Source organism: Streptomyces sp. PR69, from assembly GCF_026420845.1.
Lineage (GTDB): Bacteria > Actinomycetota > Actinomycetes > Streptomycetales > Streptomycetaceae > Streptomyces.
In genome coordinates this window covers 12,934-36,891 of record NZ_JAOWCB010000011.1, presented here as the reverse complement: position 1 = coordinate 36,891, position 23,958 = coordinate 12,934, and the positions used below count along the sequence as shown (strand labels likewise).

Annotated in this window: 21 protein-coding genes; 12 read left to right on the top strand and 9 right to left on the bottom strand. The window is 72.4% G+C overall.

Annotated elements, in window-relative coordinates; translation table 11 throughout:
* Nucleotides 1-70: 70 nt before the first annotated feature.
* Nucleotides 71-1,549 (bottom strand): sugar transferase, encoded by a 1,479-nt coding sequence (locus OF819_RS13295; RefSeq protein WP_267243690.1) that lies wholly within the window; start codon nucleotides 1,547-1,549, stop codon nucleotides 71-73.
* A 653-nt stretch (nucleotides 1,550-2,202) separates the two neighbouring features.
* Here OF819_RS13295 and OF819_RS13290 point away from each other — a divergent pair.
* The 6 genes from OF819_RS13290 (at nucleotide 2,203) to OF819_RS13265 (ending at nucleotide 8,511) form a co-directional block, all read left to right on the top strand.
* Entirely contained in the window at nucleotides 2,203-3,048 is an 846-nt protein-coding gene (locus tag OF819_RS13290; RefSeq protein WP_267243689.1) for a PhzF family phenazine biosynthesis protein, read from the top strand.
* Nucleotides 3,049-3,549: 501 nt separating this feature from the next.
* Nucleotides 3,550-4,224: an isochorismatase family protein gene (locus OF819_RS13285; RefSeq protein WP_323748922.1), complete on the top strand. Its 675-nt coding sequence runs from the start codon at nucleotides 3,550-3,552 to the stop codon at nucleotides 4,222-4,224.
* Nucleotides 4,221-6,104 carry an anthranilate synthase family protein gene (locus tag OF819_RS13280; protein WP_267243688.1) on the top strand — a complete coding sequence of 628 codons (1,884 nt, stop codon included), beginning with the start codon at nucleotides 4,221-4,223 and terminating at the stop codon, nucleotides 6,102-6,104. Before OF819_RS13285 ends, OF819_RS13280 begins: the two co-directional genes overlap by 4 nt.
* Before the next feature lie 7 nt (nucleotides 6,105-6,111).
* Nucleotides 6,112-6,576 carry a PhzA/PhzB family protein gene (locus OF819_RS13275; protein WP_267243687.1) on the top strand — a complete coding sequence of 155 codons (465 nt, stop codon included), beginning with the start codon at nucleotides 6,112-6,114 and terminating at the stop codon, nucleotides 6,574-6,576.
* Nucleotides 6,573-7,586 (top strand): methyltransferase, encoded by a 1,014-nt coding sequence (locus OF819_RS13270; protein ID WP_267243686.1) that lies wholly within the window; start codon nucleotides 6,573-6,575, stop codon nucleotides 7,584-7,586. Before OF819_RS13275 ends, OF819_RS13270 begins: the two co-directional genes overlap by 4 nt.
* Before the next feature lie 13 nt (nucleotides 7,587-7,599).
* On the top strand, nucleotides 7,600-8,511 hold the full coding sequence (locus OF819_RS13265; protein ID WP_267243685.1) for a class I SAM-dependent methyltransferase: 912 nt from the start codon (nucleotides 7,600-7,602) through the stop codon (nucleotides 8,509-8,511).
* A 53-nt stretch (nucleotides 8,512-8,564) separates the two neighbouring features.
* On the opposite strand, the gene OF819_RS13260 is transcribed toward OF819_RS13265, so the two are convergent.
* The 7 genes from OF819_RS13260 to OF819_RS13230 all read right to left on the bottom strand — a co-directional run bounded on the left by OF819_RS13260 (nucleotide 8,565) and on the right by OF819_RS13230 (nucleotide 16,185).
* Nucleotides 8,565-9,278, bottom strand: a complete 714-nt coding sequence (locus OF819_RS13260) for a GntR family transcriptional regulator (RefSeq protein ID WP_267243684.1) — start codon at nucleotides 9,276-9,278, stop codon at nucleotides 8,565-8,567.
* Between the two features lie 41 nt (nucleotides 9,279-9,319).
* On the bottom strand, nucleotides 9,320-10,258 hold the full coding sequence (locus tag OF819_RS13255) for an ornithine cyclodeaminase family protein (RefSeq protein WP_267243806.1): 939 nt from the start codon (nucleotides 10,256-10,258) through the stop codon (nucleotides 9,320-9,322).
* A 2-nt stretch (nucleotides 10,259-10,260) separates the two neighbouring features.
* Complete coding sequence (locus tag OF819_RS13250; RefSeq protein ID WP_267243683.1) at nucleotides 10,261-11,292, bottom strand: proline racemase family protein; 1,032 nt, start codon at nucleotides 11,290-11,292, stop codon at nucleotides 10,261-10,263.
* The gene (locus OF819_RS13245) at nucleotides 11,292-12,674 is read right to left on the bottom strand and encodes an aldehyde dehydrogenase family protein (protein ID WP_267243682.1); all 1,383 of its coding nucleotides are present in this window, start codon (nucleotides 12,672-12,674) and stop codon (nucleotides 11,292-11,294) included. Before OF819_RS13245 ends, OF819_RS13250 begins: the two co-directional genes overlap by 1 nt.
* Nucleotides 12,671-13,672 (bottom strand): proline racemase family protein, encoded by a 1,002-nt coding sequence (locus OF819_RS13240; protein ID WP_267243681.1) that lies wholly within the window; start codon nucleotides 13,670-13,672, stop codon nucleotides 12,671-12,673. The genes OF819_RS13245 and OF819_RS13240 overlap by 4 nt, the downstream gene beginning before the upstream one ends.
* Nucleotides 13,672-14,595, bottom strand: a complete 924-nt coding sequence (locus OF819_RS13235; protein WP_267243680.1) for a dihydrodipicolinate synthase family protein — start codon at nucleotides 14,593-14,595, stop codon at nucleotides 13,672-13,674. Before OF819_RS13235 ends, OF819_RS13240 begins: the two co-directional genes overlap by 1 nt.
* A 120-nt stretch (nucleotides 14,596-14,715) precedes the next feature.
* The gene (locus tag OF819_RS13230) at nucleotides 14,716-16,185 is read right to left on the bottom strand and encodes an aminopeptidase P family protein (RefSeq protein ID WP_267243679.1); all 1,470 of its coding nucleotides are present in this window, start codon (nucleotides 16,183-16,185) and stop codon (nucleotides 14,716-14,718) included.
* Nucleotides 16,186-16,351: 166 nt separating this feature from the next.
* Between OF819_RS13230 and OF819_RS13225 the strand changes: the two genes are divergently transcribed.
* The 4 genes from OF819_RS13225 to OF819_RS13210 all read left to right on the top strand — a co-directional run bounded on the left by OF819_RS13225 (nucleotide 16,352) and on the right by OF819_RS13210 (nucleotide 21,454).
* Nucleotides 16,352-18,760 carry a collagenase gene (locus tag OF819_RS13225; protein WP_267243678.1) on the top strand — a complete coding sequence of 803 codons (2,409 nt, stop codon included), beginning with the start codon at nucleotides 16,352-16,354 and terminating at the stop codon, nucleotides 18,758-18,760.
* 160 nt (nucleotides 18,761-18,920) lie between these two features.
* Nucleotides 18,921-19,373: a cell division protein SepF gene (locus tag OF819_RS13220; RefSeq protein ID WP_267243677.1), complete on the top strand. Its 453-nt coding sequence runs from the start codon at nucleotides 18,921-18,923 to the stop codon at nucleotides 19,371-19,373.
* Nucleotides 19,374-19,455: 82 nt separating this feature from the next.
* Complete coding sequence (locus OF819_RS13215; protein WP_267243676.1) at nucleotides 19,456-20,634, top strand: AAA family ATPase; 1,179 nt, start codon at nucleotides 19,456-19,458, stop codon at nucleotides 20,632-20,634.
* Nucleotides 20,635-20,875: 241 nt separating this feature from the next.
* Entirely contained in the window at nucleotides 20,876-21,454 is a 579-nt protein-coding gene (locus OF819_RS13210) for a DUF6099 family protein (RefSeq protein ID WP_267243675.1), read from the top strand.
* Nucleotides 21,455-21,476: 22 nt separating this feature from the next.
* Here OF819_RS13210 and OF819_RS13205 read toward each other — a convergent pair whose 3' ends face one another.
* Nucleotides 21,477-21,716 carry a hypothetical protein gene (locus OF819_RS13205; protein WP_416370531.1) on the bottom strand — a complete coding sequence of 80 codons (240 nt, stop codon included), beginning with the start codon at nucleotides 21,714-21,716 and terminating at the stop codon, nucleotides 21,477-21,479.
* A 322-nt stretch (nucleotides 21,717-22,038) separates the two neighbouring features.
* Here OF819_RS13205 and OF819_RS13200 point away from each other — a divergent pair, with 322 nt between their 5' ends.
* Together OF819_RS13200 and mmuM are read left to right on the top strand one after the other, a co-directional pair.
* On the top strand, nucleotides 22,039-22,971 hold the full coding sequence (locus tag OF819_RS13200) for an LLM class F420-dependent oxidoreductase (RefSeq protein ID WP_267243674.1): 933 nt from the start codon (nucleotides 22,039-22,041) through the stop codon (nucleotides 22,969-22,971).
* A 15-nt stretch (nucleotides 22,972-22,986) separates the two neighbouring features.
* A complete protein-coding gene (mmuM, locus tag OF819_RS13195) occupies nucleotides 22,987-23,889 on the top strand; it encodes a homocysteine S-methyltransferase (protein WP_267243673.1) in 903 nt (300 codons plus the stop codon).
* Nucleotides 23,890-23,958 lie beyond the last annotated feature (69 nt).

The following is a 23,958-nucleotide window of genomic DNA, read 5'->3' as shown; positions in this document are numbered from 1 at the left end:
CCCCCGGGCAGGCCCTGGCGGCCTGCGGTCCACGCCGCGGCGGGACCGCCCCGCCGCAGCTCCCCGCGCATCAGTAGGCCCCCTGCCCGCGGAGCACCGCGCGCAGCGTCTTCCACAAGATCACTGTGTCCAGGGCCAGCGACCAGTCCTCCACGTACCGCAGGTCCAGCCGGACCGCCTCTTCCCACGGCAGGTCGCTGCGCCCGCTGATCTGCCACAGGCCGGTGAGTCCGGGCTTGACCAGCAGCCGCCGCCGGATGTCCGGGCCGTACGCGGCGGACTCCTCCGGCAGCGGAGGCCGGGGGCCGACGAGCGACATCGATCCGGTGAGCACGTTGAAGAGCTGCGGGAGCTCGTCGAGCGAGTACCGGCGCAGCACCGCTCCCACCCGGGTCACCCGCGGGTCCCGGCGGAGCTTGAACAGCAGGCCGGCGCCCTCGTTGCGGTGAGCCAGCCCGGCACGTGCCCCGTGGGCTCCGGCGACCATGGTGCGGAACTTGAAAATGGTGAACTCGCGGCCGTCCTTGCCGACTCTGCGCTGGCGGTAGAACACCCCGCCCCGGCTGTCCGCAAGGACGAGCAGCCCGACGAGCACCATCAGCGGCGCGAACAGCACCAGCAGGACCGCCGCGCCCACCCGGTCGACGACCTCCTTGACCACCCGGCGGCCCCCGGTGAAGGCCGGCATGCTGACCCGCAGCAGCGGTATCCCGAGCACCGCGTCGACATGCAGCCGCGGGCCGGCCACCTCCATCAGCACGGGGGCCACGACCATCTCGGCGTCGCTGCCCTCGAGGTTCCAGGCCAGCCGCTGCAGCCGGTCCGGTGACCAGTGCGGGTCCGGGGTGACCGCGACGACACGGTAGCCGTCGCTGCGGACGCGGCCCGCGACGTCCGCCAGCCGGCCGACGACCGGCACTCCGTCCAGTCGGTTGCCGTCGGGCCCGAGACCGTCCGTCGTGCACACCGCGTCCACCCGCCAGCCGAGATGCGGGTACTTGCGGGTTCGGGCGATCAGGTCGCGCACGGTGTCCGGGCTTCCGGCGGCGAGCACCGGCCGCAGGCACCGTCCTTCTTTCCGCTGTTTGTGCAGCCACAGGCGCAGCAGATACCGCGCGGTCATGGTGGTGAGCGCGATCGCGGGGATCGCGACGAAGATCCAGAGCTTGATGTTGCGCGAGGTGAGGGCGATCCCGCCGAGCGCCAGTACGACGGTCGCCGTGAGCAGTGAGCGTCCGAGCCGGCGGAATTCCTCGGCGCCCTGGCCGAGCACGGCCGGAGCCCATGAGCGGCTCATCGCAAGCGTCCCCAGCACCAGCAGCTCGGTGCCGAAGGCGAGAATTCCCCACTTCTCGTGCCAGTCGGCCGCGTCCCGGGTTCCGAAGAAGTTGCCGATCGCCGCCACCACGAAGGCGGTGACCACGGTGTCGCTGGTGATCACGGTACGGCGATACCGCTGCTCCCAGGCGATTGCCGACTGACTGAGTGCCCCCTTCGCCATACGCTCGCGCGCAGGCGGAAACGCGCTGACTAATCCCCCTTGCCGCACAGAACCCCCCAGGTCCCCAGTGATTCGACGTGTTCGTCTAACACTTCCTCCCCACGGGAGGCCCCCGCCCTCCCCCGTGCCGCGCTGTTCCTCCCCCGCGGGAGGCCCCCCGCAGGCGACATCCCGGCTATTTCAGAGAGCTACAGGACCCCAAGAATTGATCATCCCCATGTCCGGGCGCCGGGGACGCGACTGCCGGCTTTCCGCAGCGCCGGACCTATAGATCATTTAATGGTTGCCTCTAGTCCGAGAACAGCTGAAGCACGGTCAATCTAGACCATCGGGGCCGGTATGTAGAGGGGATCTGTGTGATTTGTATTCAATAATTTAGATTGAATCCATCGACCGCCGCCCGCCTCCGAACGCCTTGACGTCACGGCGCTCCAGCAGCCCGCCTGGCCCATTCGCGCGTCGTCCGGGTGCTCGATCGCTATAGATGTGGCTGTCGGTACGTTTGAGGCCGCTGATGCTGAAGGGACCGCATACAGCTGGACAAGGAAGGCCCCGGCGCCACCTCACGTGACCGCGGACCGGGCCGCCGCTGACCTGATCGCTCATCGCCGCGCGCTGCCGCGGGGGCGGCTTGAGCCAGCCGAAAGCGGCTGCTGGCACGCTCCGGGCACGGAGAAAAGAGCAAGGGGAGGGGCGGGGCGATGCACCGGTACGTCGTGGTGGACGCGTTCAGCGAACAGCCCCTCTCCGGCAATCCCGTGGCGGTCTTCTTCGAAGCGGACGACCTCCCGGGCGAGCGGATGCAGCGCATCGCCCGGGAGCTGAACCTGTCCGAGACGACCTTCGTCCTCGCCTCGCGGCAGGGCGGGGACGCCCGCATCCGCATCTTCACGCCCGTCAACGAACTGCCCTTCGCCGGGCACCCCTTGCTGGGCACGGCGATCGCCCTCGGCGCGGAGCGGGGCGGGGACCGGCTGCGGCTGGAGACCCGGATGGGCGTCATCCCCTTCGAACTCCACCGCACGAACGGGACCGCGGTCGCGGCGCGGATGCGGCAGCCGGTGCCGGACTGGGAGCCGTTCGACCGGGCCGGGGAACTGCTGTGGGCCCTCGGCGTGAAGCGCTCGGTCCTTCCGGTGGAGATCTACCGGAACGGTCCCCGGCATGTCTTCGTGGGCCTGGAGGACGTGCCCGCCCTCTCCGCGCTCCAGCCCGATCACCGTGCGCTGGCCCGGTTCGACGACCTGGCCGTCAACTGCTTCGCCGGGCCGGTCGGCACCGGAACCCGCTGGCGCAGCCGGATGTTCTCCCCGGCGTACGGCGTCGTCGAGGACGCCGCGACCGGCTCGGCGGCCGGCCCGCTGGCCATTCATCTCGCCCGGCACGGCCTCGCCCGGCACGGTGAGCCGATCGAGGTCCTGCAAGGTGTGGAGATGGGCAGGCCCTCGCTGATGCTGGCCAGGACCCGGGGCGAGGGGGACCGGGTGGACACCGTCGAAGTCGGCGGCAGCGGCGCGGTCTTCGCCCATGGCACAGCCCGCGTCTGAGCCGGCCGCGGTCGCCTCGGCGGCGGCGTCCGCCGCGCGGCTTCTGCGCGGCGGACGCCGGTAGAGCCCCTGGGCGAGCGCCGTATCGCCGGGCTGCCGCGCCAACAGCCAGGCCGGGTTGGGCAGTGCGTACGTCCAGCCGCCGGGCCGGTTCCGCATCGCGTCCAGCAGGTCCGCGGCCGTCGGCCCGCCGGACCCCGAGCAGCGGTGTGCGAGCGGGTCCGGACAGGTCAGCTGGTGGGCGGCCGCGGCCATGCTGACGGCCGGGAGCACCCAGGTGCCGCCGTGCGGGGTCCGCGCGGCGGGGACCGTCACCCCCCGGCTGAGGCAGATGTCCGTCGCCCCGCTCTCAGCGGGGGAGTACGGGGTGACGGGGCGCACCGCACCCGTCCGGCACGTCCGTGATGGCGCTGATTCGACCCCTTTTCAAGCGGGATGCGACAACCAGTGGCCATCGTGGCTTCTGAACGTGATCGACATCGCTCGAAGGGGCCCCGCCAGGTGAACGACTCCGCTGCCGGCCTGCGACCGCAGACCGTGCCCGCCCCCGCCCCGCCGGGCATACCCGAGATCGCGCCGTACGAGCTGCCCACGGCCGCCGAGCTGCCGCCCAACACCGCCCGGTGGACGGCGGAGCCCGGCCGGGCCGTGCTCCTCGTCCACGATATGCAGAGGTTCTTTCTGCGGCCCCTGCCCGACGCCCTGCGGGCCGCCCTCATCCGCAACGCGGCCGCTCTGCACGACCGCTGCCGTGCGCTCGGCGTGCCCGTGGCGTACACGGTGCAGCCCGGCGGCATGACCGCGGAACAGCGCGGTCTGCTCCAGGACTTCTGGGGACCGGGCATGGCCGCGGACCCCCGGGACCGCGCCGTGGCGGCGCCCCTGGCCCCCGCCGACGGCGACTGGGTCTTCACCAAGTGGCGCTACAGCGCCTTCTTCCGCTCCGGTCTGCTCGCCCGGATGCGCGAGGCCGGCCGGGACCAGCTCCTGCTGTGCGGGGTGTACGCCCACGTGGGCGTGCTGGCGACCGCGGTCGACGCGTTCTCCCATGACATCCAGCCGTTTCTGGCCGCCGACGCGACCGCGGACTTCTCCGCGCGCCAGCACCGGCTGGCCCTCGACTACGCCGCCCGCCGCTGCGCCGTGGTGACCACGAGCGAGGAGGTGTTCCGATGACCGACCGGAGGGAACTGCTGGAGAGGGTGCTCGGGCCCGAGCCGCCGCCCTTCGCGCTGCTCTTCCGTCCCGACGCGAACGGCCCCGGCAGTCTGGACGTCCTCGCCGGCGAGGTGTCGACGCCGGACGCCCTGGCCCGTATCCCGCTGGGCGGCGATCCGGGCGAGAAGTCCGCCGGACCCCGGCATGACGTCCTGGCCATGGTCCCGTACCGGCAGATCGCCGAGCGCGGCTTCGACTGCGTCGACGACGGCGCGCCGCTGATCGCGATGCGGGTGACGGACCAGGCGGTGCTGCCGGTCCACGAGGTGCTGGCCCGAATCCCCGTCACCCCGATCCGGCTGGTCGGCGAGCGCTTCGACGTGGACGACGAGGCCTATGCCGACACCGTGCGGCGGATCGCCGCCGAGGAGATCGGCCGCGGCGTCGGCGCCAACTTCGTCATCAAGCGCTCCTACGCCGCCACGATCGAGAAGTACGAGCTGTGCAAGGCCCTGACGTTCTTCCGCAGGCTGTGCGAGGGCGAGTCGGGCGCGTACTGGACGTTCCTCGTGCACACCGGCGACCGCACGTTCGTCGGCGCGACCCCGGAACGGCATGTCAGCCTCCGCGCCGGCACGGCCGTGATGAACCCGATCAGCGGCACCTACCGGTATCCGCCGACGGGCCCCACCCTGCCGGGCGTGATGGAGTTTCTGCACGACGGCAAGGAGAGCGACGAGCTCAACATGGTCGTCGACGAAGAGCTGAAGATGATGGCCCGCATCTGCGACGAGGGCGGCCGGCTGACCGGCCCCTTCCTCAAGGAGATGTCCCATCTCGCGCACACCGAATACCTGATCGAGGGCCGCACGGCCCGCGACCCGCGGGACATCCTGCGGGAGACGATGTTCGCGCCGACCGTCACCGGCAGCCCCCTGGAGAGCGCCTGCCGGGTCATCAGCCGTCATGAACCGGAAGGCCGGGGCTACTACAGCGGCGTCGCGGCCCTCATCGGCCGGGACCACAGCGGCGGCCCTGCCATGGACTCCGCCATCATGATCCGCACCGCCGACATCGACGCCGCAGGACGGATGTCGATCGCCGTGGGCGCCACGCTGGTACGCCACTCCGACCCCTCGTCCGAGGTGGCCGAGACCCGCGCCAAGGCCGTCGGCCTGCTGTCCGCGCTGGCGGTCGGCCGGCCGCGCCCCTTCAGCGACTACCCGGAGGTCAGGGCGACGCTCGGCGAGCGCAGCGCCTCACTCGCCCGCTACTGGGTCGCCGAAGACCCGGCCTCTGCCGGCCCCGTGCCCACGCTGCCGCCCTGCCGCACGCTGGTCGTGGACGCCGAGGACAACTTCACCGCGATGATGGCCCACCAGCTGCGCTCGCTGGGACTTCATGTCACCGTCCGCCGGTTCGACGAGGAGTACGACACCGACGGCTATGACCTCGTCGTCCTGGGGCCGGGGCCCGGCGACCCGCGGGAGGCCGGCCATCCGAGGATCGCCCATCTGCACACCGCCGTCGACCGGCTGCTGACCGCGCGCCGCCCGTTCCTCGCCGTATGCCTCAGCCACCAGGTGCTCAGCCTCCGTCTCGGCCTCGGAGTCTTCCGCTGCGACGTCCCGCATCAGGGCACACAGCGGGAGATCGACCTCTTCGGCGACCGCGAACTGGTCGGCTTCTACAACAGTTTCGCCGCCCGCAGCGGCAACGCGAGGATCGAGCGCCCGGGTGTCGGCACGGTCGAGATCAGCCGCGACACACAGACGGGAGAGGTCCACGCCCTGCGTGGACCGCGCTTCGCCTCGATGCAGTTCCACGCGGAGTCGGTGCTCACCAAACACGGCCCGCGGCTCTTCGCCACCAGGATCAAGGAAGTGCTGGAAGGGTGACAGACGCATGACCTTCACGGACACGGAACTCCGCCGCCGCCACCGGGCCGTGGTGGAGGACTATATGAGCAGAAAGGGCGAGAGCCGGCTGACCCGCTATCTCCTTTTCGCGGAGGACGGCAGCGCCGGCCTCTACACCGGGGACACCGAGGAGCCGATCGTCTCGCGCGGCCTGGACAAACTGAAGGCGCACGGCGCGTGGTCGCTGGAGATCTTCCCCGACTGGGTCTGGTACAACATCGAGATCTTCGAGACCCAGGACCCCAACCGCTTCTGGGTGGAGTGCGACGGCGAGGGCCAGATCCGCTATCCGGACTATCCGCCCGGCCACTACAGGAATCACTTTCTGCATTCGTTCCAGCTGCGCGACGGAAAGATCGTCACGCAGCGGGAGTTCATGAACCCGTACCAGCAGATGCGAGCGCTCGGCATCGACATTCCGGTGATCAAGCGAAGGGGCATACCGACATGACCGCCGACGTTCAGGCCGCCGCCCAGCAGGCGGTCGAGCTGATCACCGGAGGCTGGCGGGCCCAGGCCCTCCACACGGCCGTCAAGCTGCGCATCCCCGACCACATCGAGGCCGGGCTCGTCCGCAGCGGCGAACTGGCCGCCGCCACCGGGGCCGAGGAGGAGGGCATCCGCCGGCTGATGCGGCTGCTGACCGCCATGGGCGTCTTCGACGGCGGCGAGCGCACCGGCCACCGCAACACCCCGGTCAGCAGGACTCTGCTCGACCGCCCGGGCTCGCTGCGCGACATGTGCCTGCTGTACGGCGAGGAGTTCTACACCGCGTGGGGGCACGCGCCGCAGGCCATCAGCACCGTCAGCGCCGGTTTCGAGGCGGCGTACGGACAGCCGCTCTACGCCTACCTGGGCGAGCATCCGGACGCCTCTGACCGCTTCCAGCGGGCCATGAAGGCGGGCAATCTCTTCTTCGACCGGGTGCCGGAGGTGTTCGACTTCTCCGGCAAGCACGTCGTGGACGTCGGCGGCGGCAACGGCCAGCTCCTCGCCGCCGTCCTGGGCGCCGTCCCGGACGCCCGCGGCACGCTGCTGGACCGTGAGCATGTGATGCCCGCCGCCCGGGAGAACCTGGCTGCGACGCTCGGGGACGACGGCCGCGTCACGCTCGTCGGGGGCAGCATGTTCGAGGCCGTTCCGGGGGGCGGCGACGTCTATCTGCTGTGCCGGGTGCTCGCCGGCTGGGACGACGACCAGCTGGTGACGGTCTTCGAGAACTGCCGGCGCTCCATGGCGGGCCCGGAGTCCCGGCTGCTGATCTTCGAGCGGGTGGTGACCGACGAGGGGTGCACCATGCTGCCCGCGCTGTGGGATCTGCATCTGCTGATGACCAATGGCGGCCGGCACCGCACCGTCGAGACGTTCACCCGGCTGCTGGACCGGGCGGGCCTGGACGTGGAGCGGATCGCCGAACTGCCGGCGGAGACGACCGCGCTGATCGCGGCCCCCCGTGGCTGAGGAGGCGGCCGCCATGGCTGGAGGGCGTGCCGTGCTGGACGCGGTGGGGCGGACCTCGCTGCTGACCGCGGCGATGCGGGCCGAGGAGAACCGCAGGCCCGACCGGCTCTACGCCGACCCGTACGCCGAAAGGCTCTGCGGCGAGCTGGGCCCCGCGCTGCTGGCCGAACTCCAGGAAGGCACCCATGGCACGCCCGGCGTCCACGGCACGCCCGGCGTCCACGGCGTCCACGGCGCTCAGGCCGCCGGGCAGCAGACGGCGATGCCCAGACCGCTGGACGTCAACGCCGTCCGCACCCGGTACTTCGACGACCGGCTGCTGCGCGCCGCGCGGCACGTGCCGCAGATCGTGTCGGCGGCCTCCGGCATGGACGCGCGGGCCTACCGCCTCGACTGGCCCGCGGGTCTGCGCTACTTCGAGATCGACCGCGCGGCCGTGCTCGCCTACAAGCGGGACCGGCTGGCCGGCGCCGTGCCGCGCGCCGAGCACCGGGCGGTCGCCGCGGATCTGACCTCCCCGGACTGGGAAGCCCGGCTCGTCGACGCCGGATATGACCCCGCGCTGCCCTCCGCCTGGCTGCTGGAGGGGATGCTGTACTACCTGCCCGAAGCGGCCGTCCACCGGCTGCTGGACCGCATCCGCCGGATCGCCGCGACCGGCAGCGTGCTGGCGGCCGACCTCGTCAACGCCGCCGGCCTGACACTGGCCCAGGCACGCGGCCAGCTCGATGTCTTCGCCCGCTGGGGCTGCCCCTGGCAGTACGGCGCGGACGACCCGGAGGCGCTCTTCGCCGCCCATGGCTTCACCGCACGCGCGACCGAGCCGGGCGAGCTGTCGGCCGTGTACGGCCGGGCCGTCCCGGCGTCCCCCCGCACGGAGCGGGGCGTCCGCCGGGTGTTCCTCGTCGAGGGCAGGCGCTGCTGACCGCGCCCGGCGGGGAAGCCGGGGGAGTGCTCAGGAGCCAGCCGGGGGAGCGCTCAGGAGGTCGCGCCCAGCCTGCGGCGCGGGGCCGGAGCCTCCGCCTCGTCGTCGGGCCGCGCCCACAGGGAGCGTACGTGGCCGAGGTGGCGGGTCATACACGCCTCCGCGGCCGCGGCGTCGCCCGCCAGCATCAGATCGAGCAGTTCGAGATGCTCCTCGGCCGAGGGCAGCAGCGCGTTTCGCTCGTCCAGCAGCGTCAGCCCGTACAGCCGGGAGCGCTTGCGCAGTTCGCCGACGGTCTCGACGAGCCGCTCATTGCCCGCGAGGCCCAGCAGCGTGAGATGGAAGCGCCGGTCGGCTTCCAGATAGCCGATCAGATCGTGTTCCCGGGCCGCCTCGACGATCTCCTCGGCGATGGGCCGCAGCGCCTCCAGGTCCTCGGGTGCGGCCTCGCGGGCAACCCGGCCGACCGTGGGCACCTCGATCAGCAGCCGGATCTCGGTGTACTGGTCGAGGTCCCGCTCGCTCACCTCGGTGATCCGGAATCCCTTGTTCCGTACCGGCTCGACCAGCCCTTCCCGCGCCAGATCGAGCATCGCCTCGCGCACCGGCGTCGCCGAGACGCCGAAGTCCGCGGCGAGCCCGGGGGCCGAGTAGACCTGGCCGGGCCGCAGTTCACCCGCGACCAGGGCGGCCCGCAGGGCGTGGGCCACCTGGTCGCGCAGCCGCTCCTGGGCCGTGATGAGATGGCGTCGCTTCAGGTCGCCCATGACGAGTCCTCCGTGCAGATGAGAAGCACCAGCGTACAATGTCACGTTTCGCCGCTGCCTCGGGCGTCCGCCGCCGCACGGTGGACGGCGGCCGCCAGCACCAGGTCCTCCCATGCCATGCCCACGCTCTTGAACAGCCGGGGCCGGTCGTACGAGGACGCCGGGCGGCGGTCCGCGAGAGAGGCGAGCGTGCCCGCGACGCAGTCCTCTCCCACCGCGCCCTCAGCCATCGGGATCAGCAGATCGCCCGCCTCCCGCAGCGCCGCGGACCGCGCCTCGGCATACACCTCCGACCGCCGCACCAGCGCCGTGTCGACCTCGCGGGCGTCCGGGGTGTGCGAGCCCACCGCCGCCACCAGCGCCCGCGCGGGCGCCAGCCGCCCGTCGAACAGCGGCTCGCGCGACGAGGTGCAGCACAGCACCAGATCCGCCCCGGCCACCGCGTCCGGACCCGAGACCCCCGCCGTCACCCCGAGGGCGTCCGCGCGCCGGACCAGCTCCTCGGCGCGGGCACGGTCACGCGCCACGACATGGACCCGTTCGAGCGGCCGCTCCGCGAGCGCCGCCACGAGATGCCCGTACGCCTGCGGCCCCGTCCCGAAGACCACCGCCTCCCGGGCGTCGGGCACGGCCAGCGCCCGGATCGCCACGGCGGTGACCGCCGGGGTGCGCAGAGCGGTGAGCGCCGCGCCGTCGAGCAGCGCCAGGGGGCGCAGGGTCGGCCCGTCGAGCAGCAGATAGCCGCCGGTGATCCGGGGAAGCCCGCGGGCCGGATTGCCCGGCGCCACCCCGACGATCTTCACCCCGGCCCATGAGCGCCAGGCGGCGGGCATGGTGAGCAGCTCCCCGGCCGGCACGGGCGTCGCCGTCCTGGGCGTGCCCGCCTCCGGATCGAGCCCGTCGGCCAGGGCGCGCACCAGGGCGTCGGCGGCCGCGGAGGGGGAGAGCAGCCGGGCGACGGCGTCGCCGCCGAGCAGCATCGTCACAGCAGAAACCCCGTTCCCAGTTCGTCGTCCGCCTCCAGTGTGAACAGATGCTCGCCCGTCCGGTGGGATGTTCCGGTGATCTCCGTCAGGACGCCGTCCGGGGCGCGCCCGGCCAGGCGGGCCGTGAACACCGAGCCCACGACCGACTCATGGCGCAGCACATCGCCGACTCCCATCCGGCCCGACCCGGCGAGCAGCGCCAGCCGCGCCGAGGTGCCCGAGCCGCACGGGGAGCGGTCGATCTGGCCGTCCGCGAAGACGGTGACGCTGCGCTGGTGCGGCCCGGCCGGGGTGTCGGGCAGCTCCTCGTGGAACATCACCCCGTACACGCCCGACAGCAGCGGATCGCCGGGGTGCCGGACGGCTTGATGGCCGGTCAGCGCGGCACGGATCTCCCGCGCCGCGGCCGTCAGCCGCGGCAGCGCCCGGCGGCTCACCTCAAGACCCAGCGCCCCGGCCGCCACGGAGACATAGCACGCGCCCGCATGGGCGACGCCCGCCTCGACCGTGCCGAAGGAGCCGGCGGCGACCGGCAGCCGGGCCGCGCTCACCACGGCGGGCACATTGCGGAACGTCACCTCCGCGACCCGCCCGGCCCGCCGCCGCACCAGCGCCGTCACCCGTCCCGAGGGGACGTCGATCCGCACGGCGACCGGCGCGTCGCCGTCCTGCGGGACCCGCACCCGGCCGCTCTCGACCGCCCACGCGCCGAGCGCCATGGCGCCGTGGCCGCAGGCGGTCGAGTAGCCGTCCTTGTGCCAGAACACGACGCCGAAGTCCGCTCCGGCGTCATCGGGCGGCACCACGAACCCTCCGTACATTCCCGCGTGGCCGCGCGGTTCGCGCACCAGCAGCCGCCGGGCGGCGTCCTGCTCGCACGATCCGGCGGCGATGGCGCGCACCAGCGCCGCGCGCCGCGCCGCCACCGTGGAGCCGGGCAGCGGCGGTGCGCCGTCGGCGACGATCCGGAAGGGTTCGCCCGCCGTGTGGTAGTCGGTCGTCCGGAACTCCGCCGCCGGACGGCGCATCACATGCCTCCCGCGGGGGCGAGCGTGCAGGTCCGCGTGGCCGTGTAGAAGTCCAGCGCGGCCCGCCCCTGTTCGCGCGGACCGTGCCCGGACGCCTTCGCGCCGCCGAACGGCAGATGGAAGTCGACTCCGGTCGTCGGGGCGTTGACGCGGATCATGCCGGTGTCGAGACGGTCCAGCCCGTGCAGCGCCGTGTCCAGATCGGCGGTGTGCAGGGAGGTGACGAGCCCGTGCGGCACCTCGTTGCTCATACGCACCGCCTCCTCCAGGCTTGCCGCGCCCAGCAGTACGGCGACGGGCCCGAAGACCTCCTCCCTGAGCAGCGCCGAGCCCTCGTCGGGGTCCTCGATCAGGGTGGGGGCCGTGAACCAGCCCGGCCCGTCCGGCGCGGACCCGCCGGCCAGGACCGTGCCCGAGCGGTGGGCCGCGGCTGCCCGCGCCCGCGCCCGCTCGGAGATCACCGGGCCGCACACGGTCGCCGCGTCCGCCGGATCGCCGCAGGGCACCGCGCGCAGCGCCTGGGCCAGCGCCTCGCGGAGCGGGCCGAGGACGCCCCCGACCGCGATCACCCGGCTGGTCGCGGTGCACTTCTGCCCCGCGTATCCGGCGATCGCGGCCGCGATATGCCCGGCCGCCTGCTTCAGATCGGCGTCCGGCAGCACCAGCGCCGCGTTCAGCCCGCCCATCTCGGCCTGGACGGGCACGCCGCGCGCCGTGGCCGCCCGCACCACCGCGCCGCCCGTCGCCGTGGAGCCGGTGAAGGACACCGCGTCGGCCGTCGCGACCGCCGCCTCGCCCTCGGCGGCCCCGCCGGGCACCACCGTGAACACCCCCTCGGGCAGGGCCGCTTCGACGATCCCGGAGAGCCGCAGCGCACACGCGGTCGCCTCCGGGGCGGGCTTGAGGACGACGGCGTTGCCCGCCGCCAGTGCGGGGGCCGCCTTCCAGCTGGGGATCGCGAAGGGGAAGTTCCACGGCGTGATCAGCGCGGCGACGCCATGCGGCCGGCGTCGGGTCAGCAGCAGTCCGGCCCCGGCGGCCGGCTCGTACACGGCTCCGGTCGGGTCGTACGCCAGCTGGCCGTAGTACCGCCAGATCGCCGCCGTACGCGCCACTTCCGCCCGTGCCTCCGTCAGCGGCTTGCCCACCTCGCGCACCGCCAGCGCGGCGAGTTCGCCGGCCGCCGCCTCGACGGCCTCGGCGACCCGGGTGAGCGCGGCTGCCCGTGCGGCCGCGCCGCCCAGCGCGGGAGCCGCCGCCCGCGCCCGTACGACCGCGTCGGCCATGGCCCTGGCGCCGGGCGCGGGCAGCTCGCACACCACATCGGCGGGATCGGCCGGATTGACCGACCGTACGGAATCGGCGTCTTGGGAGCGGTTCACAGCAGAAATCCCCCGGGGAACGGGTCGGAAGGGTCGAGGAAGTGCTGGGCGGCGCCGGTGATCCAGGCCCGCCCGGTGATGGACGGCACCACCGCGGGAAGCCCGCCGACCGTCGTCTCGGCGGTCAGCCGTCCGGTGAACCGCGTCCCGATGAAGGACTCGTTGACGAAGTCGCGGTGCAGCGGCAGCTCGCCGCGCGCATGGAGCTGCGCCATCCGGGCCGAGGTGCCGGTGCCGCACGGCGAGCGGTCGAACCAGCCCGGATGGATCACCATCGCATGGCGGGAGCGGACCGCGTCGGAGCCGGGCGCGGCCAGATACACATGCTTCACCCCGCCGATCGCCGGGTCTTCGGGGTGCACCGGCCGCCCGGCGGCGTTGACGGCCTTGATGACGGCCATCCCCGCGGCGAGGATGTCGTCCTTGCGGGCCCGGTCGAAGGGCAGACCGAGACTCTCCAGCGCGACGACGGCGTAGAAATTGCCGCCGTAGGCCAGGTCGTAGGTGATCGTGCCATACCCCGGCACATCCGCTTTCCGGTCCAGCGCCGCACAGAACGACGCCACATTGGTGAGCGTCACCGACCGCGCCGCGCCGTCCTCCACCCGTACCTCCGCGGTCACCAGACCGGCGGGCGTGTCCAGCCGGACGGTGGTCACCGGCTCCACGACGGGCACCATCCCGGTCTCCACCAGGACCGTCGCCACCCCGATCGTGCCGTGTCCGCACATCGGCAGCAGCCCGGAGACCTCGATGAACAGCACACCGGCGTCGGCGCCGGGGCGGGTGGGCGGCTGGAGGATCGCCCCGCTCATCGCGGAGTGGCCGTGCGGCTCGTACATCAGCAGCGTGCGCAGCTCGTCCATGTGCTCGATGAAATGCCGGCGGCGCTCGGCCATGGTCGCGCCGGGGATCACCCCGACACCGCCGGTGACGACACGGGTGGGCATGCCCTCGGTGTGCGACTCCACGGTGTGCAGTACGCGGCGGGTGCGCATCAGCGGCATCCCTCCGCGAGCGCCTTCTCCGTCGCCGCGCGCACCGCGGCGGCGCGCGCCGGGGCCAGCGGCGAGCGGGGCGGGCGCACCGGCCCGCCGCGCCGCCCGGCGATGTCCATGGAGAGTTTGATCGACTGGACGAACTCCGTCTTCGAGTCCTCGCGCAGCAGCGGGTGCAGCGTGCGGTACAGCGGCAGGGCGGCGTCCAGGTCTCCGGCGACGGCGGCGCGGTACAGCTCGGTGCAGGAGCGGGGGAGCGCGTTGGGATAACCGGCGATCCAGCCGACCGCTCCGGCGACCGCCAGCTCAAGCAGCACATCGTCCGCGCCGATCAGCAGATCCAGCTCCGGGGCGAGTTCGGCGATCTCATAGGCCCGCCGGACGTCGCCGCTGAACTCCTTGACCGCCGCGATTGAGCCCTGTGCGTGCAGCTCGGCCAGCAGCGGCGGGGTGAGGTCCACCCGTGTGTCGCTCGGATTGTTGTACGCGACGACCGGCAGCCCGACGCGCGCCACCTCGGCGAAGTGCGCTTGCACGGAGGCGTCGTCGGCCCGGTACGCGGTCGGCGGCAGCAGCAGCACGGAGCCCGCCCCGGCGCGCGCCGCGGCCTCGGCCCAGCGCACGGCCTGCGCGCTGCCGTACCCGGCGACCCCGGGCATCACCCGGTCCCCGTCGCCCGCGGCCTCGACGGCGGTGGCCATCACCCGCTCCCGCTCGGCGTCGCTCAGCGTCTGGTACTCGCCCAGCGAGCCATTGGGCACGACGCCGTCGCAGCCCGAGTCGATCAGCCAGCGGACATGCTCGGCGTAGGCGTCGTAGTCGATGGAGAGATCCTCGCGCAGCGGCAGCGCGGCGGCGACCATGATGCCGCGCCAGGGGTGCTCATGGCGCGGCGGGTGGCGGTGCGTGGTGCGGGAGTCCATGGTGGTCTCGCTTCCCTGTCTTGTGATGTGTGACATTTTACTGTGCGGGGATGGCATCCCTCAAGAGTCACGCGCGGTCGCGCACGCGAGAGGAGTCAGGGCCCGGCGACGCGCCGTGCCTCACCCCTCCAGTAGCGTGCCCATCCACTCCTCGATCGCGTCCGGGGTCCTCGGCAGCGCCCCCGACATCAGCCGTGCGCCGTCCTCGGTGATCAGCAGGTCGTCCTCGATGCGGACGCCGAGGCCGCGCAGCTCCTGCGGGAGGGTTTCATCGTCGGGCTGGAGATAGAGCCCCGGCTCGACGGTGAGCACCTGGCCGGCCTGAAGGACTCCGTCCAGATAGGTCTCCGCCCGCGCCTTCGCGCAGTCGTGGACGTCGAGGCCGAGCATATGGCCGCTGCTGCACAGCGTGTAGCGCCGGTACAGCCCGCTGTCCGGCCGCATCGCCTCGTCCGCGGAGATCTTCAGCACACCCCACTCCGCGAGCCCCTCCGCGATCACCCGCATCCCCGCGAGATGGAAGTCGCGGAAGCTCGCTCCGGGCTTCAGCGCCGCGATGCCCGCCTCCTGGGCGGCCAGGACCAGTTCGTACACCTGGCGCTGCACCGGCGAGAAGCGCCCGGAGAGCGGGACGGTGCGGGTGATGTCCGCGGTGTAGAGCGTGTCGGTCTCCACGCCCGCGTCGAGCAGAAGCAGTTGCGAGGGGTCGAGAGGGCCGTCGTTGCGTATCCAGTGCAGCACGCACGCGTGCGCGCCGGACGCGGCGATCGTCTCGTAGCCGGCGCCGTTCCCCTCGGCCCGTGCGCGCAGCTGGAAGACGCCCTCGATCCAGCGCTCGCCGCGCGGATGGGCCAGCGCGCGCGGCAGCGCCCGTACGACGTCCTCGAAGCCGCTGACCGTGTGGTCCACGGCCAGCTGCAGCTGACCGGCCTCCCAGGGGTCCTTCACCAGCCGCAGCTCCGCGAGAGCCGCGGCCAGTTCGCCGCCGGGGTCGGTTCCGCCGAGCGTGCGCGTGGCCGGCGCGGGGCCGGTGAGGAAGTCCTCCAGGCGGTCGAGATGCCGGCAGCGGATGCCGGTGAGCCGCTCCGACTCGGCCAGATCGGGGCGGCGGCCGACCCAGAACTCCCCGTACCGGCGGTCGCGGTAGAACCCGTCGCCGGCGTCGGGCCCGCGCGGCGACCGGGGCCGTGCGAACAGCACCGCCTCATGGCCCGGCGCGCCGCCCGCCCCTGTCCCGCACGGCTCCAGCACCAGCACGTGCCCCGCCTGTTCCTCGCCCGTCAGCCCGGTCAGCCAGGCGTACGCGCTGTGCGGCCGGAAGCGGTAATCGCAGTCGTTGGAGCGGACCTTGAGCTCCCCGGCGGGCACGACCAGCCGCTCGCCGGGGAAGCGGGCGGACAGCCGTGCCCTGCGGGCGGGGGTGATGTCCGCGGCGGTCAGCCGGATGTCTCCGGGCAGCGGCGTGGCCGCCCAGCCCTGCGCCATAAACGCGGCGAGTGCGGGCGGAACCGCCAGGTCATGACTGCCGATGTGCGCCGACGCGGGGCGGCCGGCCGCCTGTTCCGCTGTCTGTTCTGTCTGTTCGGACATGGATCCTCCAGGGGAGCGGATGGATAACGCACAACCCAACGGGTTGTCAGTGCAATTTCACATTACTATGTTACGGGTCACACCTCAGAGCCCCATCCTCGACGAGGTGCCGAAGTACCAGCCGCCGCAGCGCAGTTCTCACCTCCCACGACTCTCAGGAGCACACGTGTCCCATCGCCGTACCCTGCGCAGAAGTCTTCTCGCAGCCGCGATCTCCACGGCGCTCGCCGCCCCCCTGCTCGGCGCGGCCCATGCCTCCGCTGTGCCGCAGACCACCCCCGTTGCCGCCCCCGCCGGCACTCCTGCCGCCGCCCAACAGCCCGCCGTGGACAACCCCTTCGACCACGTCGACCGGAGAGGAGCCGCGCCCAAGGCCGTCCAGGCCGAGCGCCTCGCCCCCGGCGGCGGCGTCGCGGCCGGCCGCATACCCGGCGACGCGGCCCGCAGCGCCGCCAAGCCGAGTCCGGAGCCCAGACCGGAACCGAGACCCGAGGCGAACGCCACGGCCGACGCCCGCACCGCCGCGCCGCGCGCCCTCGACGGCGCCGTCCCCTGCACCCTCGACGGCATTGCAGGACTGTCCCCGGAGCGCTTCGCCGACTTCCTCGCCGACCCCGCCGTCAGCGTCGACGGCTGCCTCTCCGATCTGATCTGGACCTGGGACGCACGGCTCGCGCCCGTCATGTCCGACGCCCATGTCCAGACCGTCGCCCGCCGGATCACCGCCCTCGCGCCCGCACACGACGGCAGGAACGGCAGCAATCTGTACGAGATGTTCACCTATCTCCACGCCGTCGCGTACCACGACTTCTCACGCGAGGAGATCGACCTCACCGACCCGCCCACCGTGGCGGCCGTCCGCGACGCCGTCCACGCCTTCGGCACGGCCCGCCGCACCTTCCAGGCAACCCGCGCCAACGCCGACACCCTGCGCGAGGCCCTGTACGCGGCCAGCGCCGAGGGACTGCGCCACCACCAGCTCGAACTGATCAAAAACGTGCTGGCCACCATGGGCAAGTACCACCGCACCACGTACGCCGACCCGGCCTGGGGCGGCGCCGCGCTCGCCGCGCTCAGCGTCAACTACCTCGGCGTCTACCCCGGCAACCAGGACACCGCCTTCCACGACGCCGTCGCCGGCGACGCCTACTACCGGCAGATGTACCAGGACTTCGTCGACTACACCCATCTCGTGGGCACGCCCAACGAGTGGGCAGTCCGCGACGCGCTGAGCGAGTACGCCCGGTTCGGCCAGATCGACTCCCTGCGCGACGAGATCGTCAATGAACTGGGCTGGGTGCTCGGCCAGACCGTCCGCAACTACGGCAAGGGCAGCGAGCCCTGGGCGAAGATCGCCTCCTGGCTCAACCACTACGACGCCTGCAAGCCGTACAAGGTGTGCATCGAGGACATCGAGAAGGAGCTGTTCCCGCACACGTACGTCTACGACAACGGCACGATCAAGGTGCGCACCGGCCTTGACCGCGCCACAGTCGACCAGCTCTACTACGCGAGCAAGCAGGTCAAGGCGCAGTTCCACCGGGTCGTCGGCAGCACGGAGCCGCTGGCGGACGACGTCAACGACGTGCTGAACATCGTGCTCTACGCCTCCCGCGCGGACTACGAGACCTACCATCCGCTGCTCACCGGGATGGGCACGAACAACGGCGGCATCTACATCGAACGCGGCGCGACCTTCTACACCTACCAGCGGCGCGTCCCGCAGGACTCCTCCCTGACCCTGGAGGAGCTGTTCCGCCACGAGTACGTCCACTACCTCAACGGCCGCTTCGCCGTGCCCGGCTACTTCGGCGAGGGCGCCTGGTACCGGGGCGACCGCACCACCGCGATGGACGAGGGGACCGCGGAGTTCTTCGACGGCGCGACCCGCGACGAGGGCATCGCCGTCCGCAAGTCCCTGGTGCGCAGCATTGTCAACGACACCGCGGGCGGCGGCCCCCGTATGTCCGTGAACCAGATCCTGCACGCGACGTACGACGGCGACGGCTTCCGCTTCTACTCGTACGCGGGCACCTTCTTCGAGTACCTGTGGCGCGAACGCCCCGCCCTGATCCAGGAGATGTACGGGCATCTGCGCGCCGACGACCCGGCTGCCTTCGACGCCTGGCGCACCCGGCTCGGCTCCGACGCGGCGCTCCAGCAGGGGTACGACGCCTTCCTGGACGCCCAGATCGCCAAGGTGGACGAGCTGTTCACCCCCGACACCACGTATGTCCCCAACGGGGAGCTGGCGTACGCGGCGGCGGCCGAGGTGCGCTCCGCCTTCGCCTCCGCGACGTACAACACGCCGGACTGCGGCGACAACGGCGACTGGGAGAGCAAGGTCCGCTTCATCTGCACCGGTCGCATCACGGCGAACCTCTCCGACTCCGGGAGCCCGGACCAGGTGTTCAAGGACATGTCGGAGACCGTCGACTACTTCATCCTTGACCGCAGCCTCAAGGGAGGGAACAACTTCAACGACATGAACTGCTCCTTCGGCCCGGTCGACATCTGGTCCTCGGGCCGCGCGGGCACCTCGGCCTTCATCTGCGAGGGCCCGCTGCGCCGCTGACCGCCGACTGGTCCGGCCGACCCGAATGGCCCGCCTGGCCGGGCTGGGCCGCGATCCAGTCACTGACCTGCGTATCCATCCCTCCCGTCACTCGATTTCCACCCTTCACTCGTCCGTGTCGCTGTTGGGCCGGGCGGGTGAGGGACGGGAGGATGGGACCATGAGTAGGTACGAGAGGTACGACGCCACCGACGAACAGTGGGAGGGCCTCGCGGAGGTCGTCCCGCTGCGCGGTCGCAACGAGTGGCCGTCGAGGGTCGATCACCGCACCGTCCCGCGGGGGTACGGAGCCCGGGCGGCCGTCGGCGCGGCAGGTTCCGGTTCACCGTGCGCGGCCCCGGACTCCGCCGAGCAGCGCCGGATGGTCGTCCTCCGTGTGCAGATCTTCGCCGACGCACGCGAGGTGGCCGAGTATCTCGTCGCCCGGATACCCGTGCTGCTCGATCTGACGAGCGCGGACGCCGATGTGGCCAAGCGCGTCCTCGACTTCAGCAGCGGCGTGGTCTTCGGGCTCGGCAGCGCCATGCACCGGGTCGACCGGAACGTCTTTCTGCTGGCGCCGGCCGGTACGGAGGTGGAGGGCGTCGCGGCCGCGGCCGTCCCTCATTCGTAGGAAGTCCCGGCGTCCCTCGTTCGTAGGAAGGGGCAGGGGAGGGAACGGTTCGCCGCGCGGAGCGCTCCCTAGCGTCCTGATCATGACGCTCTCCTCCCGGCGGCCCGTGGTCACACAGCTGCGACTCTCGCCATTCGCGGCACACCAGGACACGACCGTGCCGCTCACCGCCCCGCTCACCCTGCTCGCCGGGCCGAGCGGCAGCGGCAAGTCGACCGTCTTACGGGCGTATGAGGGGCTGGCGCGGCTGGCCGGGGGAGAGGAACTCGCCACGGCGTTCCCCGACCCCGCGGCCTGTGTGCCGGAAGCGGGCACAGTCCCGGAACGGGGCGTCGCCCGCCGCCCGTTCCGGATCGGCTGCACCGTGGACGGCCCGGACGGCCCCGTACGCCTCGATGTGGCGGTGCGGGCCGAGCCCCGGCTCCGTATCGTCGGTGAACGCCTGACCAGCAGCGGGACGACACTGCTCAGCACCGCGGCGGCGCCCGGTCGCGGTCACCGCCGTGTGCGGGCGGCCTGGCACACGCATGACGCCTCCGGCACGGACGGCGGCACTCGTGGCGTCACCCGGGCCGCCCTCCCGGACGACCGGCTCGCCACCGCCCTGCTGCCGCTGCATGTGGCGGGCAGGACCGAGGGACAGTTACGGGTGCTGGCGGCGGCCGAGCAGGCGGTGGTGGCGCTGCGTTCGCTGTTCGCCTGCGACCCCCGGCCGGAGCGGATGCGGCGTCCCGCGCCCGTGGGGGACGGCAGACTGCTGCGCGGCTGCGGCAATCTCGCCGACGTACTGCACCGTACGCGCCGCGAGTGCGCGCGGCGGCATGGACGGCTGGCCGCCGCGGCGCGGGCCGGATGCGCGGGCCCGGTCGCGGACCTCACCGCCGAGGCGCTCGCCGACGGCACGGTGCGGGCGCTGCTGGACCGGGGCGCGGGGCGCGCGGCCACCCCCGTGGAACGGCTCGGCGACGGCGAGTTGCGCTTTCTGGCACTGGCTCTGGTCCTGCTCACGGGCCCCGGGGTGCTGGCCGTGGAACAGGCCGCCGAGGTCCCGTCGGCATATCAGACGCTCACGGTGCTCGCCGACGGACTCGACCGCTGCCTCGATGTGACTCAGCTGCGCGAACTGCTGGCGCTGGCCGTGGAGATGTGCGCCCGCGGACATATCCGGCTGGTGGGCACAGTCACCGATGCCACTGCTGCCACTGTTGCGCGTGGGGTGGAGGGGGTGCGCGTAGTAGACCTGCACCGTGATGACCTATGACGCGCACCGCGGGCGACGAGCGGAAACCGACCGTCGAGGCGTCCGAACTGGTGGAGATCTTCCAGTGGCTGATCCCCGAGCAGTCGGCGTCGCCGGTCATCACTCTATGGAGTCACGGAGTTATCCACAACGGCCTTCCTGTCCACAGATTTCCGAAATCCCCTGGCCTTACGGCTCAACGCGCTTCACTCTGGGTAATACCTCAGTGGGCAGATTAATCGTACGAACGGGGGCGGCGTACATGGACGCGGAGAGGCTCATCACAGCAGGGCGGGACGCACTGGCTCAGAGCGGGACCGTGCCCGAGATCCTCGCCGAGGCATGGCAGGCCCAGATCCTGGCCCAGGCGATCGGCGCGAGACTGGCGTTGTACGGACCGGTGGGGCTGAGAGGCGAGGCGCGGGCGCTCAGCGAGACGGGAGGGCGGGGGTGCGCGGGGCTGGACTGCCCCACGGTGCGCGCGGACGGAGTCCGGGCGGCGAGGCTGACCCGAGTGGCCGACGAGCGAGGCACGCTGCTCGCGCTGAACGCACTGCTGGGGGAGGTGGGAATGGCCCTCGTCGGCGTCGCCTGCGCCACCGACGAGGAGGGGCTCTACTGGCAGTGCATCGAGGCGATAGACGCCGCCGACGAGTCGAGCGACCGGGTGCGGGGGATGCTGCGGCGACTGGCGGCGCGGGGTCCCGAGAGGGGGGAGAGGCCCCCCGACGCGGTCAGAGGCCGAGGGGACCCCCTCGTGGAGCGGACCGGGTTGTCCGCTCTGCCAGAGGGACCCGACTTATGCACCCCCGGCTCGGTGGACTCCACGGCGAGCCCATGACGCCTTCGGCGCGGGGGGACTCTCAGCCGTCGTCGCGCTGGCGGCCCTGGCCGCCGTTCCGGTCGGTGGACTGGAGGTCGGCGTCGAGACGGGAGAGGTCCGCGTTGAGCGCCGCCATCAGCTCCTCCATCTGCTGCAGCAGACCTTTGGGCGCGCCACCGCCTGCCGCACTGCATGCCGCGCCGCCGACGCTGTCCGCGGATTCGGCCCTGCGGGAGCCGGCCCCGCGGGAAGCGGACTCCGGCGTGGTCTGCCGGGGCACGGCCTGATCGGGGTCTTCCTGCTCGGCTGCTGCCTGATCGGCTGCCTGATCGGGTACGGCTTCCTGGGGCATGGCGGCCTCCTCGGCCCAGGCCCTTCCCCATGGGGGAGGGCGACACGTCAGATGGACGCACCGGCAGCGGCCGCCGGCGCGCGGGCCGGGCGGTCCGGCTCCGCCCGAGCCAACGACACGCCGTACGGGCCGGTCACTGGCCTCGCCGGACACGGCGCGCCGGGTTGACGTGATTTCACCCGACCGGGCCGCTGGCGGACAGTTGACGTCCGGAGCGTTGACGGCCGTTCGAAGGTGCAGGATGGATTCCATGGATCTTCGAATCTTCACCGAGCCCCAGCAAGGGGCCTCCTATGACACGCTCCTCACCGTCGCCAAAGCCGCCGAGGAGCTGGGGTTTGACGCCTTCTTCCGCTCCGACCACTATCTGCGCATGGGCGCCGGCTCCGCCGTCGACGGGCTGCCCGGCCCCACCGACGCCTGGATCACCCTCGCCGGGCTCGCCCGCGAGACCCGGCGGATCCGCCTCGGCACCCTGATGACCGCCGGCACCTTCCGGCTGCCGGGCGTCCTGGCCATCCAGGTCGCCCAGGTCGACCAGATGTCCGGCGGCCGGGTCGAACTGGGCCTGGGCGCGGGCTGGTTCGAGGAGGAGCACCGGGCGTACGGCATTCCGTTCCCGAAGGAGAAGTTCGCCCGGCTTGAGGAACAGCTCGCCATCGTCACCGGTCTGTGGGAGACCGAGGTGGGCCGTACGTTCTCATACGAGGGCCGGCACTACCGGCTCACCGACTCCCCGGCGCTGCCCAAGCCGGCCCAGGCCAAGGTGCCGGTGCTCATCGGCGGCCACGGGGCCAGCCGCACCCCCCGGCTCGCCGCCCAGTACGCGGACGAGTTCAACATCCCCTTCGCCTCGGTCGAGGACAGCGAGCGCCAGTTCGGCCGGGTGCGGGCCGCCGCGCAGGCCATCGGGCGCGGCCCCGGCGAGCTGGTGTACTCCAACGCCCTGGTGGTCTGCGTCGGCAAGGACGACGCGGAGGTGGCCCGCCGGGCGGCGACGATCGGACGGGAGGTCGAGGAACTCAAGGCGAACGGTCTCGCGGGTTCCCCCGCGGAAGTGGTCGACAAGATCGGCCGCTATCAGGCGATCGGCGCCTCCCGGATCTACCTCCAGGTACTGGACCTCGACGACCTGGAGCACCTGGAGCTGATCTCCTCCCAGGTCCAGTCCCAACTCACCTGAACGATCGGACGGAAGATGAAGCCCTCCCGTGCACTCGCCGATGTGCTCGCCGAGCGCGTCGTCCTCCTGGACGGCGGCCTGTCCAACCAGCTCCAGGCGCAGGGCTGCGACCTCTCCGACGACCTGTGGTCGGCGCGGCTGCTCGCCGACGACCCCGGCCAGATCGAGGCGGCGCACACGGCGTATGCACGGGCCGGCGCGGAAGTCCTGATCACCGCCAGCTATCAGGCCACCTTCGAGGGCTTCGCCCGCCGCGGCATCACCCGCCGGGACACCGAAGCCCTCCTCGCCCACAGCGTCACCCTGGCCCGCCGCGCCGCCGAGGCGGTCCCCCACGAGGTATGGGTCGCTGCCTCCGTCGGCCCGTACGGGGCCATGCTGGCCGACGGCAGCGAATACCGCGGCCGCTACGGCCTGAGCGTCGCCGAACTCACCCGCTTCCACCGCCCCCGCATCGAAACCCTCGCCGCCGCGGGCCCCGACGTCCTCGCTCTCGAAACCATCCCGGACACCGAAGAGGCGGAAGCTCTCCTGCGCGCCGCCGAAGGCTGCGGCATCCCCCTCTGGCTCACCTACACGGCCACCGCCGCCCACACCCGCGCCGGCCAGCCCCTCGCCGAAGCCTTCGCCCTCCCCGCCGCCGCCCCCGCCGTCATCGCCGCAGGCGTGAACTGCGTCGCCCCCGCCGACGCCGCCCCCGCCGTCTCCATCGCCACCGCCGTCACCGGCAGACCCGGAGTGACCTACCCCAACAGCGGCGAACACTGGACCCCCGCCCATGGCTGGCAGGGCGAGAAGACCTTCACCCCCACCCGCCTCACCGACTGGACTGCCGCCGGCGCCCGCCTGATCGGCGGCTGCTGCCGCGTGGGCCCACCGGACATCGCGGACCTGGCCAGGCTGCTCAAGGATGTGTGATGCGGCCGCCCGACTGTTCCGTCAACGTCCGCGCATAGCGTCCCACCTGGGAAAACCGCTGTTCTTTCA